Genomic DNA, 20,056 nt, shown 5'->3' on the forward strand with positions numbered 1-20,056 from the left:
GTGCGGCTGTCGGCGGCGTTGACAGGGTTCGGCTAACGCCCTACAACAACCTGACAACTCCTGAGGAATTCCCCGCCTTGAGCGATGACATACCCTTGGGCCTCATGCTGGGCCTGCTGTTCATTCTGGTTTGCCTGTCAGCCTTCTTCTCCAGTTCCGAAACCGGCATGATGTCGATCAACCGCTACCGGTTGAATCATCAGGCCAATGCCGGATCCCGCTCGGCCAAGCGTGTCGTCGAGCTGCTCAAGCGCCCCGATCGCCTGCTGGGCGTGATACTGATCGGCAACAATCTGGTCAACAATCTCGCCGCCTCGATCGCCACTATCGTCGCCATCCATTTCTTCGGCGATGTGTCGGGGCCCGCCATCGCCACGCTGGCATTGACGATCGTGGTGCTGATTTTCGGCGAAGTGACCCCCAAGACCTATGCCGCCATCAAGCCCGACCGCATCGCCCTACCCGCCTCGCTGATCCTTGCGCCATTGCTGAGACTTTTCTATCCCGTGGTCTGGCTGGTCAACGTCATCTCCAACGGGCTTCTGCGCCTCATCGGCGTTCGTCACCTGGACGCCGGTGCCGACAGCCTCACCCGTGACGAGCTTCGCAGCGTGGTTCACGAGGCGGGGCCGATGATCCCCAGCCGTCACCAGGCGATGCTGCTGTCGATCCTCGATCTGGAAAATGTCACCGTCAACGACATCATGGTCCCGCGTCACGAGATCGTCGGTCTCAATCTCGACGACGATCTGGAAACGCTGCTGGCCCAGATTCGCCAGAGTCAGCACACCCGCCTGCCGATCTTCAAGGGCGACATCAACAACATCATCGGCATTCTGCACCTGCGCAACGCTTCGCGGTTTCTCTCCAAACCGGATCTTCAGAAAGCCGCGATCGTACAGGAAGCCCGTGAACCCTATTTCATTCCGGAGTCGACCCCGCTGCATACGCAACTGCTCAATTTCCAGCAGCAGAAGCGTCGGATCGGGGTGGTGGTTGACGAGTACGGAGACGTGCAAGGATTGGCGACGCTGGAGGACATTCTGGAAGAGATCGTGGGCGAGTTCACCACCGATGTCGCCGGCACTTATCGGGACATCCACCCGCAGCCCGACGGCAGCTACGTGATCGAAGGTACGGCCAATATCCGCGAAGTCAACAAGGCACTGGGCTGGCAGCTGCCGACGGATGGCCCCAAGACCTTGAACGGCCTGATCCTCGAGGAGCTGGAATCCTTTCCCGACGCTCAGGTCTGCCTGCAGATCGGCACGAGCCGCCTGGAGATTCTGGAGATCGGCGACAACCTGATCACCTCGGCACGCTGCTGGCAGCAAGGCGTCCGGCGCCGTGCTACCGAATAGCCCCGAATAGACCCGAATAGACCGGGGCTCAAGGCGCGCCGACTTCCCTCGTGGAGCTGGCGGCCGATGACCCGCCAGGGAGTGATTCGCTACGCTAGATCGGGCCGCCCAGCCTCCTGGCCAGGCTCTGATCGGCAGCGCGCTTGAGCCCGCGAACCCGCCGCTCCAGGGTTCGGCGCGGCGAATAACCCGCCGGTATCGGCTCGCCGAAGACCAGAAGAACCCGCGCCCGCAAACGGCGCGGCCACTTGGTCAGTGCCTTGCCATCCTTGTTGGAAGTCCAGGATCCCCACAGACCCGACAGCGCCGCCGGCACCACCGGCACCGGATCTCGCGCCAGCACCAGGTCCAGCCCTCGCCGGAAGGCCTGTACCTCGCCATCCGGCGTCAGCCGCCCTTCCGGAAAGATCATCACTACCTCGCCGTTGCGCAGTGCCCGGCTGACCTCTTCCAGCGCACGACGCACGCCGCCCGGATCGCGGCGATCGGAGTCCACCGGAATCGCCCCGGCAATCCGGAAGAACCAGTTGATCCAGGGATTTTCGTAGATCGGCCGATCCATCATGAAACGCAGCGGACGAGGGCAGGCGCCGCCGAGTACCAGCGCATCCATGAAGCTGACATGGTTGCAGACTACCAGCGCCGGGCCAGTGGCCGGCACATGATGACGACCGCGACAGCGAAGCCGATAGAGCACCTGAACCAGAGCGAAGATCAACAGCCGCAGCGCCGGTCTCGGGTTGCGTATCAGCAGCGCGACGCCGACCAGCAAAGCGGCCCATCCGAGACAGGCGAACAGCACGAAAAGCGACAGCTTCATCACGCTGAGCACCAGGATACCGACCACGGCGGACAGCACCATGAACAGCGCGTTGAGGATATTGTTGGCGGCGATCATGCGCGCCCTGCGCTCTTCGCGGCTGGCCAGCTGCATCAGGGTATAAAGCGGCACGCTATAGAGACCGCCGCCCAGCCCCACCAGCGCCAGCAGCGTGCTCATCTGCCAGAAGCCGGTCATCGTCAGCAGTTCACCCAGCGTCAGCTGTTCACCGGCAAAGCCCGATTGCGATGCCAGTTCGATACCCGAGACCCCGATGACCAGCGCCCCGAGCGGCACCAGCCCCAGCTCCAGGCGGCCTGCCGACAGCCGCGAGCAGAGCAGCGCGCCGAGCCCGACGCCGACCGCGAAAGCCCCCAGCAGAAAGCTGACCGCTCCTTCGCTGCCGTGGACCACGTCACGCACCCAGGCGGGCAACTGGGTGAGATAACAGGCCCCGAGAAACCAGAAGAAGCTGATGCCGATCAGCGCGGGACGCACGCGCTTTTCACTCAGGCCATCCCGCATCACCCGCCATGTGCCCGAAAACGGACGCCACGGCACACGGCCAGCCACGCTCGGCGGCGCCTCGGGAATACCCAGGCTGGCAACGACGCCGATCAGCGCGATGAGGATCAGGCTGGCCGCGATCGCCGCCCGCTCCAGGGCGCCGTCCAGCGAAGCCAGCACGCCGGCCAGCAGCGTTCCCAGCAGGATCGACACGAAGGTGCCCAGATTGACCCAGGCATTGCCCTTGACCAGCTCGGTGGCGGCGAGATGTTGCGGCAGGATGGCGTACTTGACCGGCCCGAACAGCGCCGACTGCGTGCCCATCATGAACAGCAGCGCCAGCAGCAGGCCAAAGAGCTCGAACCAGACCGCCACCGCCGCCGCGATCATCGTCACCAGCTCCAGCAGCTTGAGGCGGCGCACCAGCCGCTGCTTGTCGAGGTGGTCGGCAAGCGTGCCGCCCCAGGCGGAGAACAGAAAGAAAGGCAGGATGAACAGTCCCGCTGCCAGATTGTTGAGCAGTCCCGTATCCCAGCCGTAGCGAGGCACGGCGACGAAGGTCAGCAGCAGCAGTAGAATGTTCTTGAACAGGTTATCGTTGAACGCCCCCAACGCCTGAGTCCAGAAGAACGGGGCAAAACGGCGTTGAGTCAGCAATCCCGAGATCACGTGGCGTCCGGCTGGTAACGCAGGCCATTCAGGGTCATCGTCAGCAACTGATCGAGCAGGTCGCCGACTTCCATCGGCTGCTCCTGCCAATAGCCGAGACGATCGTTCAGCCCCAGTTGGACCAGACCGTGGACGCTACCCCAGAGGGTTCTCGCCATGCGGCGGGCGCCGGCATCGTCGAGCGCCGGCTGATGCGCCTTGAGCGCACTTTCGACACGAAGGAACAGCGCTTCGATGATATGGCTCTGGCGCTCGTCCAGCTCCCCCTCGTCCGCCAGCGGATATTCGAACAGCATCTGCCAACGGTAGGGTTCATGCTGGGCAAACTGCCAGTATGCGTTCGCCAGCGCCTTGAGCTGCGGCTCCGGGTCGGCATCCTCGAGCCAGGAGACCGCGGCCCCCATGCGGTCGAGCGTCTCGATATTGACGTACTGCAGCAGGTTGCTGAAGCTGCCGTAGAGCTTGAGCAGCGTACTCGGTGCGCAGCCCACATCGCGAGCCAGGGAGCGCAGCGACAGCGTGTGCACGGGATTGTCTCGCAGCCAGGCATCACAGGCCGCCATGACCTGAGCATGGAGCGCCTCGGGAGCGTGCTGTCGCGGTCGAGCCATGAAGTTCCTCGCTCGGAATAGTGTCGAATCGCTGTCGATGGTCCGGGGGCCGGAAAATCTTGTTGTCGACTTAAAATCGAACAGCGTTTCTCAGCATATCGCCATACCGCGCAAACGCAAGCACCTGGGGCATTAACGTAACGATTTCGTGAGAGTTTTACGCCGACCGGCTGCCATCGTCGATGGAGCGGTCGCGTCCGTTTTCGATACAATAACATCTTGGCCCTGCCTTTCCGGTGGCATAGGCTGTGGCCCCTGCCATCAGAATGCCCACGAGGAGAGACCATGGCTGGTCGACTGCACGTCGACGACTGGACGCGCCATCCACGAAGCCCTGCCTTTCGTGGCATCGACCCGCCAGTGTTCGGGCCCAACCTGGCGCCTCGCCGCTGGCTGTCGATCCTGCGCCAGGAAGCCAACGACATCGTGCTGCGCGACGCCTTCTGGGGGCTCACGCCCACCTGGCTGAAGGTCCTCGACCAGGCGCCTCACTGTGCCCGCGCCGAGTCCCTCGACGAGCGACCGATGTTTCGCGAAGCGCTGGCCGAGCGCCGTTGCCTGGTCCCCGTGACCGGTATCTACGTCTGGCAGGCCGGGCTACGCGGCAAGCAGCCATTTCTGGTCACGCATACCGATCGCTCGCCGCTGATGCTGGCCGGCATCTGGAGCCGCTACGCCCCGGATATCGGAACCTCGCGTGACTCGTTCGCGCTGATCACGGTGCCGACCACGGAAGTCATCGCCCCCATGAGCGATCGCCTGCCCGCTGTCATCGCGCCCTCCCGGATCGAGGATTGGCTCTCTTCGAAGACCTCGCCGACAGCCGCTCATGACCTCATCGGACCAGCCGACAGGGAACTGTTGGGCGCTTTTCCGGTATCAAGACAGGTGAACGATCCCGCGCACCAGGAGTGGGCCTGTGGCTATCCGGTCGGGCCCATGCGGGTATGGACGGCCTGAGAGCCGAACCACGTTCTGTCCCGGCATTCACGATCAAGCCCTGTTCATCGTCGAGCTCCGTTCATCCTCGAGCCGATTCATTACCAAGTCGATTCATTACCAAGCCGATTCATCATCACCGAGAGAATCCGTATGCAGGAACCCCATTCACGAGCTTCATCGCATCGCGCTCATCCCACCGGCATCGCGATGTCCAGGCGTTTCGGGCTTCGTGCCTGGTTCGCCGCCGGCTACCTGACCCTCGGTCTGGCACTGGCATTCAGCTCGCTCCCCAGCGAAGCCATCGCCGCCGCCAAACCTGTCTCGCCGGATCCCGTCCAGCCGATCCAGGGCTCTCCGGCCCAAAGCCCTCTGATCCAAAGCCCTCTGATACAAAGCCCTAATGACGACCGCCAGTATCGTGCCATCACGCTGGATAACGGCCTGCAGGCGCTACTGGTCAGCGACCCCGATGCCGACAAGGCTGCAGCGGCCATGGATGTCTCGGTTGGCAGCGACAACGACCCGTCGGACATGCCCGGGCTGGCGCATTTCCTCGAACACATGCTGTTTCTGGGCACCGAGGGCTATCCCGATCCCGACGGCTACCAGCGCTTCATCAACCGCAACGGCGGGTCTCATAACGCCTTCACCGCGGACCAGGACACCAACTACTTCTTCGATGTCGATCCCGAGGCCTTTCCCGAAGCACTGGACCGTTTCTCGCAGTTCTTCGTCTCCCCGCAGTTCAACCCGGAGTACGTCGACCGCGAACGCCATGCGGTGAACTCCGAGTATCAGGCACGGCGCGAAGACGACGCCCGTCGTATCAACGAAGCGCTGGGCAAGGCGCTCAATCCCGATCATCCGATCAACCACTTCTCCGTCGGCAGTCTGGACACGCTCAACAGCGACAAACGTCCGCTGCGCCAGGCGCTTCTCGATTTCTATCATCGCCATTACGGCGCCAACGTGATGCAACTTGCCGTGCTCGCGCCGGAACCCCTGGACGCCATCGAGCAACAGGTACGCCAGCGCTTCGACGCCGTGCCCGATCGCGACCTGAAAAAGCCGATCGTCGAGCAACCGCTGGCGAGAGACGGCGACCTGCCGGCCTCGCTGCGCATCCAGACCAACGAAGCCCGGCGCCAGCTGGAGTTCCTGTTTCCCGTCGACGACCCGATCCTCGAGTACGCCAACAAGCCCGACGATTATCTCGCCAACCTGCTCGGCCACGAAGGCGAAGGCAGTCTGCTGGCCGCCCTGCGCCAGGCCGGCTGGGCCGACGGTCTGTCCGCCGGCACGAGCCATGGCGACGGCCGCCACGCGCTGTTCGATATTTCCATCAGCCTGACTCCCGAGGGTGAAAACCACCTCGACGACATCCAGGCGAGCCTGTTCGAGCAGATCCGGCGGATCCGCGATCACGGCGTCAACGCCTGGCGTTATGAGGAGCAAGCCAGACTGGCCGAGCAGAGCTTCCGCTTTCAGCAGCGCAGCGAGCCGATCGATACCGTCAGCGGCATGGCGATGAGTCTCGCCCATTATCCGCTCAAGGATGTGCAGTACGCGCCCTACCGCATGGACCAGTTCGACGCGGCGGCGATCGATGACATCCTCGAACGGCTGACCCCCGACAACCTGCTGCGGGTCTACAGCGGCCCGGACGTCGCGGGGGAAAAGACGACCGAGTACTTCTCGACACCCTACACCCTGACGCGCCGCGACGACTGGCCTCGCGGGACGCCCCTCGACGGTCTGGCGCTTCCCGAGGCCAACCCCTACATCGCCGAAGACCTGAGCGTACAGCCGTTCGATAGCGCCGAACCGGCGCGCCTCGTCGACTCCCCCAGCGTCGAGATCTGGCATCAGGCCGACAGCGACTTTGGCGCCCCGCGCGTCGAATGGCGCTTCAGCCTGCAGAACCCCGATGCCACGCGGGATGCCCGCCATGCGGTACTGACACGGCTGCTGGCCGGCTGGTTGAACGATGGACTCAACGAGCGCTTCTACCCCGCCTCGCTGGCCGGCCAGAGCTTCACTGCCTACGCCCACGGTCGCGGCATCACGCTGGCCTTCTCCGGCTGGCGCGATCATCAGGATCGCCTGATGCAGACGGTCGTCGAGCAACTGCGGCAAGGCGAGATCACCGATGCCAGCATCGCCCGAGTCAAGCAGGGGCTGGAACGCAGTTGGGAGAACGCGCCACAGGACGCGCTCTATCAGCAGATGCAGCGCACCCTGGGCGAAGCTCTGATGCGGCCGCAGATCAGCACCCCCAACATGCTGGCGGCGATCGGTGACATCGATGCCCAGGACGTGCGCGACTATCGCCGACAATTCCTCGACGAGCTCTACGTGCAGGCTCTGGCGGTGGGCAATCTCGATGCCAACCTGGCCAGGCGCGAGGGGCTGCTGGTCGCCAACGCCCTGTCGCCCAGGCTTCACGCCAGCGACATTCCGCCGTTGAGCGTGCTCGACGTCCCGGCAGATGCGCCGGCCCTGCATCCGGCAACGACCCGCGACGACGCCGCGGTCCTGCGCTATCTCCAGGGCCCCGATCGCGCGCTGCAGAACCAGGCCAGCCTGGCCGTGATCGGCCAACTGATCGGCCCGCCGTTCTTTGCCAAACTGCGCACCGACGAGCAGCTAGGCTATATCGTCAGCGCCGGTTACGCGCCCTTCATGAACGCCCCGGGCTTGATGATGTTGGTACAGTCGCCAAGCGTCTCCAGCGAGACCATCGGGCAGCGCATGAACGCCTTCCTGGAGACGTTCGATCAGCGCATAGGCGCCCTGAGCGACGCCGACCTGGCGCCCTATCGTCAGGCCGTGCGCCAGCAACTGCTGCAGCGCGATCAGTCACTCTCGGCGCGTGCCGATCGGCTGTGGCAGACGCTGGCCTATCCCCAGGCCGACTTCGATCGTCGCCAACAACTGGCAGCCCAGGTCGACGAACTGAGCGCAGCGGATGTCCGCAGCGCCTGGCAGACGCTGCGCCAGAGCCCGACGCTTAGTGTCACCTCCGATGCCGGCGACCAGCCCAGCGATGTCGACGCCTTGACTCGCGACTACGCGACGCTGGCGCAATAACGACAGCGGCGCACCCGAAGACCTTACCCACCAACGCAAGCCGCCCCGGACGCATCGTCCGGGGCGGCTGTCTGCTTTCTGGCATTCTGGTTCGGGAAGTCGGTTTTCGTCACCTGCCCTTCGTCACCCGCCCGTCGCTCTTAGCTCATGACTCGTAGCTCGTAGCTCGTGGCTCGTGGCTCGTGGCTCGTGGCTCGTGGCTCGTGGCTCGTGGCTCGTGGCTCGTGGCTCGTGGCTCGTGGCTCAATAAGCGTCGAACGCCTGCTCCGGCATGATCGATTCGACATACATCACCAGCTCCTCGAGCACCTGACGCTCGCGATCCTCCAGCGGCGTCTGGTTGAGACGTTCGATTTCGCGGGCAAAATCCTTGAGCGTCATGCTGCCACTGTTGGCGTCGTTCATGCGCGCCCAGCGGAAGGCGTCCCACTGCGCCTTTTCCTCGCTGTCGAGCGTATCGGGGTAGCTGCGCGCGCGCATCCGGAACAGCATTTCCTCGAGCCGCGGATCCTGGAAGGCAAACCCTGTCGTGCCCAGCTCGTCGGGCGGTGTCGCATGCACGCGTTCCATCGCCTGACGGTCGTGCGGCGAGAAGAAGCCGCCGGAATAGAGCATCAGGTCGGGATCCTGCGGCGGATCGGCCGGTGAGTCGGCAAAGGCCAGTGCCGCCTTGCTGGCGGACTCCGGGTTCTGCACCAGCGCCTGCCAGTGTCGCTCGCACAAGGCACGGTCGAGCCCCAGGCGCTTGGCGACGGCATCATCGGCCGTGGCGATCGGCAGCAATACCGGACTTCGATTGAGATGGACCACTTTCAGCGGAATCCGCGTTTCGCCCTCGGCCAGCTCGCTTTCGCTGACGAAAATGCGCGCCCGGATCTCCTCGGGCGTCAGCGAGAACAATGGCGCCGGGTCGACGGCCAGGTCGTAGACGATGATCCCGTTGGGGTTCGAAGGATGCGCGGCCAGCGGTACGACCAGGGCGCTGCAGCCGCGACTGGCGGGATAACGCCGCGAGATATGCAGCATCGGCTTGCGGGCATCGACATCGAGCAGCTCGGCCACTCGCCGCTTCTGGCGCAACGACAGCAGGTAATCGAAGAACTTGGCATTCCGGGCGCGCAGCAGCCGAGCCATGCCGATCGTGGCACGCACGTCCGCCAGTGCGTCGTGGGCTCCTTCATGCGGGATACCATTGGCTGCCGTCAGGTGCTCGAGCTTGAAGCTCGGGGCGCCATCTTCTCGCTTCGGCCATTCGATACCCTCGGGGCGCACGGCGTAGAAGGCGCGTACGGCATCGATCAGGTCCCAGCGGGAATTGCCGTTCTGCCATTCCCGGGCATAAGGGTCGAACAGGTTGCGGTAGAACAGATGGCGGCTGACTTCATCGTCGAAGCGCAGGCTGTTGTAGCCCAGCGAACAGGTGCCCGGTACGCTCATCTCCGCCTGGATGCGCGCGGCGAACTCCGCCTCCGGCACGCCACGACGCAGCGCGGCCTGGGGCGTGATGCCGGTAATCAGACAAGCGTGGGGGTTGGGCAGGTCGTCGTCCGCCGGGCGGGCATACAGGGTCAGCGGCTCGCCGATTTCGTTGAATTCGGCATCGGTACGAATCGCGGCGAACTGGGAAGCCCGGTGCCGACGCGGATCGGCACCGAAGGTTTCATAGTCGTGCCAGAGAAATGTGAGCTCTGCCTGGGACCGGGCCTTCTTGCTATGGACTGCCTTGCCATTGCCCCTTCCACTCGTGGCCATTCCGCTCTCCGCCTGCGCAAAAGGCCAAGCCTAGCATAGCCGGCAGTACGACTCATGTGTCACTGGTCACTGCTCAGGTCTTGACCGCATCTCAGGCCTTGGCGCTTCTCAGGTCCCGGTGTTTCTCAGATCCTGGCGCTTCTCAGGTCTTGGCCGCTTCTCAGGTCTTGGCCGCTTCTCAGGTCTTGGCCGCTTCGCCTTCGTTGGGCAGCGTCACGTTGAGTTCGAGCACCGAGCAGTCGTTGTCGCTGTCGAGGCTGATATTGATGGCATCCTGGTCGACCTTGACGTACCGCCGAATGACCTCGAGCAGCTCCTGCTCCAGCATCGGCATGTAGTCGGGCTGGCCCCGATAGCCGCGTTGATGGGCAACGATGATCTGCAACCGTTCCTTGGCGACGGATGCGGACTTCTTGCGTTCACCCTTGAGAAAATCGAGTAGCCTCACCGGCGACCTCCTCCTCCGAACATGCGTGCGATCAAGCCGCGCTTCTGCACCGATTGAAAACGCAGCGGCACGTCTTCGCCCATCAGGCGCGACACGGTGTCGACATACGCTTGTCCAGCGTCGCTCTTGTCGTCATGGATGACCGGCACCCCCTGGTTGGAGGCACGCAGCACGGCTTCCGATTCAGGGATCAGGCCGACCAGATCGATCGCCAGTATCTCCCGAATGTCTTCCAGGTTGAGCATATCGCCGTCGTCGACCCGGCTCGGGTTGTAGCGGGTCACCAGCAGGTGTTCCTTGATCGGGTCACGGTTCTGTTCCGCGCGACGCGACTTGGACGACAACAGCCCGAGGATACGGTCCGAATCCCGCACCGAGGAGACCTCGGGGTTGGTCACGACGATGGCCTCGTCGGCGAAGTAGAGAGCCAGCTGGGCGCCACGTTCGATACCGGCGGGAGAGTCGCAGATGATGTAATCGAACTCCTCGGAGAGATCCATCAGGACCTTCTCGACGCCTTCCAGCGTCAGCGCATCCTTGTCGCGCGTCTGGGACGCGGGAAGGATATGCAGGTTCTCCGAGCGCTTGTCGCGGATCATGGCCTGCTTGAGCCCGGCCTCGCCCTGGATGACGTTGACCAGGTCGTAAACGACCCGGCGTTCACACCCCATGATCAAGTCCAGATTCCGCAGACCCACGTCGAAGTCGATGACGACGGTCTTGTTGCCGCGAAGGGCCAATCCCGTGGCAATGGCTGCCGCGCTGGTCGTCTTGCCGACGCCACCTTTACCGGATGTTACAACGATGATCTTGGCCAAGATGAACTTCCTGTTACCCGATAACTGTTGATCACTCTCGCGCCATTCAGGTCAGCGCCGAGATCCTTAACTGGTCTTCCTTGAGCTGCACTTGCACCGAACATCCCAGCATCTTGGGGTCGATATCCTCAAGACGCTTGTAGGTCCCTGCCACGGAAAGCAATTCGGCCTTCAGATCGTGACAGAAGATACCGGCTTCGCGATCACCGTGGATACCAGCCAGCGCCCGCCCGCGTAGTGGCCCGTAGACATGCACGCTGCCCGCTGCCAGCACCTCGGCGCCGGGATTGACGGCGCCGATCACCACCAGGTCGCCTTCCGAGGCGGAAACCTGCTGGCCCGAACGCACCGTCCCCCGATGAATACGTCCGCCGGCCTGTATCGACACCTCCGGTGGCGGTACCGGCAGCTCCGCTTCGACCGGCGTCTCGACGGGCCGGCTCTCGACCGCTCGCGGACGGTTCTCCTGCGGCGGGAACCACCCCAGCCCCAGCGCCCATGCTGACTGCTTGACCGGGTCCGAACCGCCGCGCACGGCCACCGGCAGCAGCTTGTGTGCCCGACACACCGCACAGATCCGCTCGAGGGCAAGGTGTGGCTCGTCGACCTGCTCGACACTCAGCACCACCGGCGTATGCTGAAAGAATGCCGGGGCCTGGCTCACCTTGCCGGCCAGTTGTGCACGGATACGCTCGGGGTCGCCACTGGCCAACTCCATGACTGTCATCGGCAGCATGCCACCTTTGAATGTAAAGGCAGTATCTGCCCGATCCCTGTTGAGACTCATGACCGAACTCCGCAGCGGGGGAATGGGGTTAAGCTAGGCGAGGGCGGACATCGCTGCAACCGATCATAAGGCCCCTCAGACCTTTTGTCAGGTGTCGCCACGAACCGACGCAACCCGCGAATCGGGCTTTTACCGCCGGCCTTCAAATGGTTAGATAGACAGTTGCCGTCGGCGCCGCGAATTTGCGGGGTCGATCTCTGCCAGCCCCGTCGTTTTCAGGATGCCACACCGGCCATGCCAGGACTCTTTCAACGTCTGTTTTCCCCTCGCTGGCGGCACAAGGATCCCGCTGTCCGCGCCCAAGCCGCCTCTCAACTGAGCTCGGACGAGCTCGACACGCTTCGTCAGCTCGCCCAGGACGATTCCCCCCAGGTCCGCCAGGCGGCACTGGCGCGGGTACAGGATCTCGATTCGCTGCTCCAGTGGCATCGCCAGTCGCCGAGCGAAGAGTCGTTCCAGCGTCTCGTCGACCTTCTCGGCGGGCGCGTTTCGCCCAGCCCCGATCTCAATACGCGGCTGGCAAAGATCGAGCAGCTCGAGGATCTGGTACTGGTCGACGCGCTGATCGGCCAGAGTGACAACCAGTCCCTGCGTCTGGCCGCGCTAGCTCGCATCGACGACGAAGAGCGCCTGATTCACCACGCCAGCGAAAACGGCATCACTGCCGTGCGCCACGCCGCCGCGGAGCGTGTCACCTCCCCCGACGGCCTGGCGCAACTGGCCAAGCAGGCGCGCCGAGACAAGCAGGTCGCCCGCCTGGCGCGTGAACGACTGGCGCGCCTGCGTGCCGACGCCGAACAGCAGAGCCGCGAAGCAGCGGAGCGCGAGCAGCTGCTGGCAACCCTGGAAGCCCAGGCCAACCGCCCCTGGGAGCCGACCTTCGAGGCGCGCCTGAAGCACTGGGTCAAACAATGGGACGCGTTGACCAGCAACGCAGACCCAACCCAGCACGCCCGCTTCGATGCCGCAGTGACTCGCTGCCGCCAGCGCATCGCCGAACACGAGCATCAGCATCGCGAGCTCGAACGCATCCAGCGCGAAAAGTCCGAGGCGCAATCGACGCGCGAAGGCATCCTCGATGCCCTGGACCAGGCACTGAACATCGTCGCTGAAACCGAACGACTGACCCCGGAGGTCATGCAGGCGCTGCAAGGCAAGTGGCGGCTGCAGGAAGAGCGCTGGCAGGAGGTCTCGGATCGCTACGGGGTCAGCGAGTCCTTCCAGCAGCGGTACGCGGCGCTCGACCAGCAGGCCCAGACCATCTGGCAGGCCTGGGAGCGACTGCAGGCCGAAGCCCCCGCCCTGCGCGAAGCGCTCGAGAAGGACGAGCCGCTGGCGCCGGTCCTTGATCGCCTGGCATGGCCGCGCACGCTGCCGCCGACCGAGCTGGTGCTCGATGCCCAGCGCCAGGCAGCAGCCAGCAGGCGCCAACAAGACACGGCAGCCGCCGCCAAGACCGAAAACCATTGGTCGGACGAAGAGATCGGCGCACAGCTCGAGGCTCTGTCCGAGGAGCTCGACCAGGGCCGTTACCGCCCCGCCTCGCAGTTGCATCGCCGTCTGCGCCAGCATCTGGATTCCAGCGGGCAGTCGTTGTCGCCGGCCCAGGAGCAGGCCTACAAGCAGCAGACCGCCCGCCTGGCCGAATTGAAGGACTGGCGCGGTTTCGCCGCCGCGCCCAAGCGCGAAGCCCTGCTGGCGAACATCGAAGCGCTGGTCGAGGCCCGCGAGCAGCCGGATGCAGAGCGTCATCGCCGGCATCAGCAGCTGATTCGCGACTGGCGCCAGCTCGGCGACGCCGCGGCGACCCGCGAGCTGGCCCAGCGCTTCCGCGCCGCCTCCGACGCTCTGCATGAGCAGCTGGCCGAGTGGGAGACCGAGCTCGAATCGCGGGAGCAGGACAACCTCGCAGCCCGGCAGGCACTCTGCGAACAGCTCGAAGCGCTGCTGGCCCACCCTTCCGAGGATGCCGACCCGGACGGCCTGCGCCGGATTCGCGATGCCGCCCAGGAACAGTGGGATCGACACTGGCCGGTTCCGCGGCGGCAGGCCGCCTCGACCGGCCGGCATTACGCCCGCCTGCGTCGTCAGTTGCAATCGCTGATCGACGAACGCGCCGGTGATGTCGCGGACCACAAGCGCGAACTGGTCGAACAGGCCCGACAACTGGCGGAAGATACCGCGCCCGCCGCGCAGCGTGCCGAGCAGGCCAAGTCGCTGCAACAGCGCTGGCGCGAGCTGGGCCGGGCGCCGAAAGGCATCGAACAGACGCTGTGGCGCCAGTTCCGCAACCACTGCGACACCATTTTCGCAGCCCGCGACACCGTGCGTGGCGAACAGCAGGCACGGCAGCAGCAGCGCTTCGATGACATGCAGGCACTGATCGACCGCCTGGACGCCTGGCAACCTGCATCCGCCAGGGAGCGCCATGTACTCGACTCGGCGCTGACGGAAGCACAACGCCTGGTGCCTCTGCCCCGCAGCCGTCGCAGCGACGGTATGGAAAAGCGCTGGCAAGGCATCGTTCACGCGCGGGAAGTCACACTGGATCGGCTTGCGCTGGTGGAAGAAGCCAAGCAGTGGCCCGACTATCGGGCATGGATGCGTCAGGCCGACGGCGAAGCGCTCGACACGGCCCGGCTCGACAGCGATGTACGACGAGCGCTCGAAGCCCGCGAGACTCAGCGCCAAACGTCGTCGCCGCAGCAAGCCGAAGAGAATTTGCAACGCTGCCTGGTCCAACTGGCGCTGCTGGCCGGCGACGCCATCCCTGAAGCGCTGGAACCGCTGCGCCTCGAGGTTCAGGTCGCGCGGCTCAACGACGGGCTGGGCCGGCCGCCCACCCCGCCCGAGGAACTGCACCAGACGCTGCTAAGGCTGTTGTCGATTGCCCCGCTTTCGGCCGAGACCTGGGAGCGCTACGAGCCCGCTTTCGATAGCGTAATGGCGCATTTGAGCCGATCAGGACATCATCACAGCGATGAAGGCATTGACTTCATCTAATCCGTACGTATAATACGCCACAAGTTGATGCGGGGTGGAGCAGTCTGGTAGCTCGTCGGGCTCATAACCCGAAGGTCATCGGTTCAAATCCGGTCCCCGCTACCAAATTATTTGACCGGTGCCTTCCCCAGGCGCCGGTTTTTTTTGGCCTCTATTTTTCCGTCAAACGCTATCCGCCTTTCCTCTTTCCCTTTTGCTCTATCCGCTTCTCTCACGACCCGTTTTTGCGTTATCCATTTTGCCCCATTCATTACCCTCGGGCAGATACCGGTTCCGCCACGTTATGCATGTGGGCTATCCCAGGTCTCTGGGTCCTGTTTCGTTTTATCGCCAGATCCTCAAGGAATTTCCTGCTCCACCTCTCTTTCCCCGTGGCTACCGGTCGGTTGCGCCATGCCGACTCGGCCGATGCCGGGCAGCTTGAGCGCGGGAGACTGCCAGTCGACTCCGACCGTCAATCCCAGCACGTCGAGTTCGAATCCTTCGTCCCAGGCCAGCATGACGCCGAACAGGCCGCCCAGCGACAGTTGATAGCCGGTCTGCGTCGGTGTCCTGGCGACGAACTCTCCCGGCAGGTAGTTCTTGCCGATCGCATTGGGCGGGAAGTCCACCGAGAGTTCCGGCACCTGTCGCACCACCCAGGCAATGAACGTATTGCTGTTGGGACCGGGCCAGATCCGGTATTGGTCGGGAAACGGGTAGTCGGGCACGACGCGCTCGATCTCGTCGATCGCCCGCGCCGCCTTGTCGCCCCGGAGTTCGGCCAGTAGCGTCGGCGAATTGCCATACCACTGGCGATCCGGCGGCGCAAAGCCGGTCTCCACCGTGGGCCGACGCCAGCTCATCACCTGATAGACGCGATAACGGCTGGCATCTTCGGCCTTGGTTGCGATCCAGGTATGCACGCCGAACGCCCCGCGCCACTCGAAGGTTCGCGCCGCGTAGACCTGAACGACGGCCTCGCGCACCTCCGCCGGATCCGGCGCCAGCCCACTGGAAGAACGATCCGCATCCTGCCAGTTGGCGGACATCGGCACCTGCTGGGAAGCGAGCATATAAGCCGGCCCCAGCAGCAGTACGATAATCAGCGTGACGGCAGCCAGCACGAACTTGAACGTGCGAGTCAGCATCCGGGACAGGTTCATCGGCAGAGAATTCCGGCGTTCGGGTCGGGGGACGGGTTGAATCGGCGTACGATGGCCCACATAACACTCATCAATCTCGAATCGAACATCAAGGGTTTTTACATGGCTATCGTCGATCCTCGCACCGGACAACCGCTGACCGGCCCGGAAGAAAGCGGCCAGAATGGCGCCGGCAACAACGTTGCTCCGGAGGACGTCATCGTCGACGTCACGCTGGAGAACTTCCAGCAGGTCGTGCTCGAGGGCTCGATGCAGCATCCGGTGCTGCTGCAGAGCTGGGCATCCTGGTGCGAGCCGTGCAAGAACTTGAAACCGGTGCTGGAGAAGCTGGCGCAGGAATACGCTGGCGCCTTCGTGCTGGCGCGGCTCGACATCGAAGCCTTCCCGCAGATCGCCTCCCAGCTCGGGGTACGCTCGGTGCCGGACGTCAAGCTGATTTCCCAGGGCCAGCTCTACGACCAGTTCCAGGGCGCGCTACCGGAAAAGCAGGTTCGCGAGTGGCTGGGCAAGTATCTCGAGGCACCGGCGAACGCCTCGCAGAGCCCGGAAGAGATGGCCGAGACGGCACTTGCCTCCGGAGACACCGAGACGGCCGAAGCGATCTATCAGGAACTGATCCAGCAGTATCCGGAGCACTACGATTACCAGATCGAGCTGGCCGGGGTGCAGGTCGCCGCCGGTCGCACCGCTGACGCCAAGCAGATCCTCGACAATCTGCCGCCGGAACACCGCGATGCGGCCAAGGCTCGCGGCGTGCGGGCACGCATCGAGTTCGGCGAGGAAGCCTTGAGCCAGGCCGATATCGACGCCCTGGGCGAGCGTGACGACAGCGAGGCGCAGTATCAGCGTGCCATGCGCCAGATCGCCGACGGCCAGTACGAAGCCGGACTCGAAGCGCTACTGGCTGTCATGAAACGGGATCGCGCCTACGGCGAGGACGCGGCACGCAAGACGCTGCTGCGCGTTTTCGATGCGCTGGGCGCCGAACACCCGCTGACCGTCACCTACCGCCGTCGCCTGTTCGCCATGCTCTACTGATCGACGTCGATCCGCGTGATGCCACGAACGCCCGGCCCGAGCGAAAGCTCGTGCCGGGCGTTTTCCTGGGGATCATTCGGACAGCACACGATCCAGACGCATCAGCGCCTCTTCGAGCCAGCTTCGCGGCATGCCGAAGTTGAGCCTGACGAAACCGGGCCAGCCGAAGTCGGCGCCATCGGAGAGCGCCACGCGTGCTTCTTCCAACAAGCGCTGCTGCGGCGACTCGGCCAACGCGCTATGGCGTAGATCCAGCCAGGCCAGGTAGGTCGCTTCCGGTGCTGTCATGGCCACGTTCGGCCAGCGCGAGACATGCGCTTCCACCAGGGCCAGATTGTCCCGCAGCTCACTCAGCAGCGCCTGGCGCCACTCCTCGCACTCGGCGTAGGCGGCTTGCGACGCGCTCAGGCCGAGCACGTTGACGCTCGGCAGCAAGCCGGCAGCCGCAGACTGGAATCTCTGGCGCAGATCATCGTCGGCGATGATGGCGCAGGCGGAGGAGAGCCCCGCGATGTTGAACGTCTTGGAGGGCGCCCACAGCGTGATCAGACGATCCTTCAGTTCCGGACACAGCTGACCCAGCGGCCGATGAGAGACTGAAGGATCGAGAATCAGATCGCAATGCAGCTCGTCGGAAACCACGATCAGATCGTGACGCACCGCCAGCTCGGCCAGCCCCTTCATCTCCTCGGCGTTCCACACGCGCCCGGTGGGGTTGTGCGGGTGGCACCACAGCAATACGCGCGTGTTGGGCTGGATCGCCGCTTCCAGCGCCTCGAGATCGAGCCGCCAGGGTTCGCCAGGCGCAACGGGGTCGGCCAGCGCGAACGTCTGTGCTTCACGTCCGATATTCCTGGCGATACTCAGAAACGGCGGATAGATCGGGGTCGCGGTGAGCACGCCCTGCCCCGGTTCGCTGAGTGCCATCGCCGCCAGATTGAGCGCCGGCACTACGCCGGGCACCCATAGCTGCCACGCTTTCTCGATCTGCCAGTCGTAGTGGTCACGGCTCCAGTCGCAAAGGGTTTGCTTCAGTGCCGCGGACACGTCACCGTAGCCGAAGACACCGTGCGCGACGCGTGACTCGAGCGCCGATATGACCGCCGGCGGCGAGCGAAAATCCATATCGGCGACCCAGAGGGGTAGGACGTCCTCGTCGTACTGCAGCCACTTCTTGGTGGCGTGCTGGCGGCGATCGATACGCGTGGCAAAATCGAAGTTCACGATAGTGATCTCATCATCGAAATGGATGGACAAATATGTGCGAGCGACCTGACGTGCCTGACAACGCTTCTCCCCGACCGTTCTACGCTCGGGTGCTGGCCGGCAATTCGAAACTGGTCGGCCACTGGCTGATGCTGGGGCAGGCCGATCCCGACCGTCTGGCCCTGATTCTGGCCGATACGGCGCGCATCGCCAAACTGGGAGAGCCGGAGTCGACACCGGACGGCGCCACGCTGACCCACTGGAGCGGTGACGCTACGCCACCGCGCTGGGCCGCCAGAACGGCGCTGTTCCTGCTGGTGCAGATGCCGGCCAGGCCCCTGCCCCGCGATGACGACGAGGCGTGCGCCTGGGCTTACTGCTGGCTGCACAATCGAGACTTCGACGCCTTCGAGACGGCGCGCGACGCGCTGCCCGATCACTTGCGCGAGCGCCTCGCGGCACCGCTGGCCGAAGCGTGGCACGACTATCGTGGGCTGCGCCTGGTCTGACCCGTCCGGCGCGAGCCATGCCAAGGCCCGAGCCGTTTGCGTACCAGCCTGTGTCAGGCCGCAGCGCACGCTGACACGAGCAGGCGGAGGATCAGAGGTTGTACTTGACGAGAAGACTCGCGGTATTTTGATCGGTATCGAAAGCCGTGCTGTTCTCGATGCCGTACTTGTTGCTCCAGTAGTCGTACTCGAAGCCGACGTAGAGTTTCTTCTCCCCCCACTGCATGGCCTTGCCGAGATCGTACTTGATCTGTGGATTGACATGCAGGTTGGCGTGATAGCTATCGTCGTTATCTACTACCCAGTCGATATAGCCATCGATCAGGAAGTCCGACTCTCCCGCCGGGATCGTCACCGACCATACCGGCGTGATCTGCCAGGTATCGCCATCACGATCTCCATCCGGGTCGCGGTGATAGACATTGATCTGAGCGTAGTCGAAACCGGGGATCGCCAGGTCGACCCCCATGCCCAGTAACGTCGTTTCCACATCTCCTTCGCCAAACTCGCGGGTGCCTGCCAGCAGCACGTCGCTGATCGGCCCCAGCTTGAAGGACTGGTCGAAGATCTTGTTGAACGAAAACCGGGGCGTGAACTCGCCGTAAAGAGTATTGCTGCCATTGGTGGCGGATTCTTCGCCGTTGTAGAAAATCTTGTCGACGAAAATGAACAGATCCCCTACCGTCCAGCTACTGGCATGCTCGAAAGTTACCGTCTGCTGCGTCGACGGATCGACTTCGAAATTCTGCCCGTACAAGTAGGTCAGGCTATTGCCCTGCCACAGAATCGGACTAGCGGCCGCTGCCTCGCCAGCCACACCGAGGGCCGCTCCTGCAATCACGCCGATGGCGACCGTGCTCTGTCTCAAACCTTTCATCCCACCCTGCTCCTATGTCATGGGTCGCTCTCTGGCGCTTGAACTCGAGATCCTGAAGACCCGGAACCAGAAGGAGCAAAAGGCGTGCCAGTCGACTATTTTTGTGTACAAAACAATGGACGCGCGACGAAACATAGACGCCGGTATATCGAGGCGTTTTCATAACGCACTGTTTCAACTCAGATCTCTCTCAAAACCTGACCGATTGCACAAGTTTGAGGCAGGCTTCAGGAACGACGACGCCTGGCCTGGCGCTTGGGAACGAAGCCGTCCGGCTTGGTTGCCAGCCACTCGGCAAAGGCGCGAATATCGGGATGCGACAGCAGCGCTTCGCGGCTTGCATAATCCCGGCTTATTCATGAGGCCGGCCCGAAAACGAAGATAGCGGATGGTATTCTCTTGAAAATTCAGTGTGTTCCGCCAAGAATCTGAACCAAGAGAGCCATCCGCTATGGGTGAAAGCCTATCCACCT

Annotated in this window: 15 protein-coding genes and 1 tRNA gene; 7 read left to right on the forward strand and 9 right to left on the reverse strand. The window is 63.7% G+C overall.

Annotated features, from left to right (window positions below; translation table 11 throughout):
- The first annotated feature begins 77 nt into the window (after window positions 1-77).
- Complete coding sequence (locus R3F72_RS02220) at window positions 78-1,361, forward strand: HlyC/CorC family transporter (protein WP_087717582.1); 1,284 nt, start codon at window positions 78-80, stop codon at window positions 1,359-1,361.
- A 94-nt stretch (window positions 1,362-1,455) separates the two neighbouring features.
- Here R3F72_RS02220 and R3F72_RS02225 read toward each other — a convergent pair whose 3' ends face one another.
- Together R3F72_RS02225 and R3F72_RS02230 are read right to left on the reverse strand one after the other, a co-directional pair.
- Complete coding sequence (locus tag R3F72_RS02225; protein ID WP_303854641.1) at window positions 1,456-3,357, reverse strand: MFS transporter; 1,902 nt, start codon at window positions 3,355-3,357, stop codon at window positions 1,456-1,458.
- A complete protein-coding gene (locus tag R3F72_RS02230; RefSeq protein ID WP_087717580.1) occupies window positions 3,354-3,968 on the reverse strand; it encodes a TetR/AcrR family transcriptional regulator in 615 nt (204 codons plus the stop codon). Before R3F72_RS02230 ends, R3F72_RS02225 begins: the two co-directional genes overlap by 4 nt.
- 285 nt (window positions 3,969-4,253) lie before the next feature.
- On the opposite strand from R3F72_RS02230, the gene R3F72_RS02235 reads away from it, so the two are divergent.
- Both R3F72_RS02235 and R3F72_RS02240 read left to right on the forward strand, forming a co-directional pair.
- Window positions 4,254-4,928, forward strand: a complete 675-nt coding sequence (locus R3F72_RS02235) for an SOS response-associated peptidase (protein ID WP_303854642.1) — start codon at window positions 4,254-4,256, stop codon at window positions 4,926-4,928.
- 132 nt (window positions 4,929-5,060) lie between these two features.
- Window positions 5,061-8,000, forward strand: coding sequence for an insulinase family protein (locus R3F72_RS02240; protein WP_332778816.1), 2,940 nt, complete (start codon window positions 5,061-5,063; stop codon window positions 7,998-8,000).
- Between the two features lie 243 nt (window positions 8,001-8,243).
- Here R3F72_RS02240 and sbcB read toward each other — a convergent pair whose 3' ends face one another.
- The 4 genes from sbcB to minC all read right to left on the reverse strand — a co-directional run bounded on the left by sbcB (window position 8,244) and on the right by minC (window position 11,805).
- Window positions 8,244-9,752, reverse strand: a complete 1,509-nt coding sequence (sbcB, locus tag R3F72_RS02245; RefSeq protein WP_332778817.1) for an exodeoxyribonuclease I — start codon at window positions 9,750-9,752, stop codon at window positions 8,244-8,246.
- Between the two features lie 178 nt (window positions 9,753-9,930).
- Window positions 9,931-10,200 carry a cell division topological specificity factor MinE gene (minE, locus tag R3F72_RS02250; RefSeq protein ID WP_332778818.1) on the reverse strand — a complete coding sequence of 90 codons (270 nt, stop codon included), beginning with the start codon at window positions 10,198-10,200 and terminating at the stop codon, window positions 9,931-9,933.
- Window positions 10,197-11,018: a septum site-determining protein MinD gene (minD, locus tag R3F72_RS02255; protein ID WP_087717577.1), complete on the reverse strand. Its 822-nt coding sequence runs from the start codon at window positions 11,016-11,018 to the stop codon at window positions 10,197-10,199. Before minD ends, minE begins: the two co-directional genes overlap by 4 nt.
- Before the next feature lie 46 nt (window positions 11,019-11,064).
- Complete coding sequence (minC, locus tag R3F72_RS02260) at window positions 11,065-11,805, reverse strand: septum site-determining protein MinC (protein ID WP_087717576.1); 741 nt, start codon at window positions 11,803-11,805, stop codon at window positions 11,065-11,067.
- Between the two features lie 234 nt (window positions 11,806-12,039).
- Between minC and R3F72_RS02265 the strand changes: the two genes are divergently transcribed.
- Window positions 12,040-14,808, forward strand: a complete 2,769-nt coding sequence (locus R3F72_RS02265; protein ID WP_332778819.1) for a DUF349 domain-containing protein — start codon at window positions 12,040-12,042, stop codon at window positions 14,806-14,808.
- A 28-nt stretch (window positions 14,809-14,836) separates the two neighbouring features.
- Window positions 14,837-14,913, forward strand: a tRNA-Met gene (locus R3F72_RS02270).
- 233 nt (window positions 14,914-15,146) lie between these two features.
- On the opposite strand, the gene R3F72_RS02275 is transcribed toward R3F72_RS02270, so the two are convergent.
- Window positions 15,147-15,953: a DUF3750 domain-containing protein gene (locus R3F72_RS02275; protein WP_256960982.1), complete on the reverse strand. Its 807-nt coding sequence runs from the start codon at window positions 15,951-15,953 to the stop codon at window positions 15,147-15,149.
- A gap of 102 nt (window positions 15,954-16,055) precedes the next feature.
- Between R3F72_RS02275 and R3F72_RS02280 the strand changes: the two genes are divergently transcribed.
- A complete protein-coding gene (locus tag R3F72_RS02280; protein WP_087717817.1) occupies window positions 16,056-16,991 on the forward strand; it encodes a tetratricopeptide repeat protein in 936 nt (311 codons plus the stop codon).
- A 72-nt stretch (window positions 16,992-17,063) separates the two neighbouring features.
- Here R3F72_RS02280 and R3F72_RS02285 read toward each other — a convergent pair whose 3' ends face one another.
- On the reverse strand, window positions 17,064-18,215 hold the full coding sequence (locus tag R3F72_RS02285; RefSeq protein ID WP_332778820.1) for a MalY/PatB family protein: 1,152 nt from the start codon (window positions 18,213-18,215) through the stop codon (window positions 17,064-17,066).
- 131 nt (window positions 18,216-18,346) lie between these two features.
- Here R3F72_RS02285 and R3F72_RS02290 point away from each other — a divergent pair, with 131 nt between their 5' ends.
- On the forward strand, window positions 18,347-18,706 hold the full coding sequence (locus R3F72_RS02290) for a hypothetical protein (RefSeq protein WP_256961030.1): 360 nt from the start codon (window positions 18,347-18,349) through the stop codon (window positions 18,704-18,706).
- Between the two features lie 91 nt (window positions 18,707-18,797).
- On the opposite strand, the gene R3F72_RS02295 is transcribed toward R3F72_RS02290, so the two are convergent.
- Window positions 18,798-19,583, reverse strand: coding sequence for an outer membrane protein OmpK (locus tag R3F72_RS02295; protein WP_087717573.1), 786 nt, complete (start codon window positions 19,581-19,583; stop codon window positions 18,798-18,800).
- Window positions 19,584-20,056 lie beyond the last annotated feature (473 nt).

It is taken from the genome of Salinicola sp. 4072 (genome assembly GCF_036663415.1).
GTDB lineage: Bacteria > Pseudomonadota > Gammaproteobacteria > Pseudomonadales > Halomonadaceae > Salinicola > Salinicola salarius_A.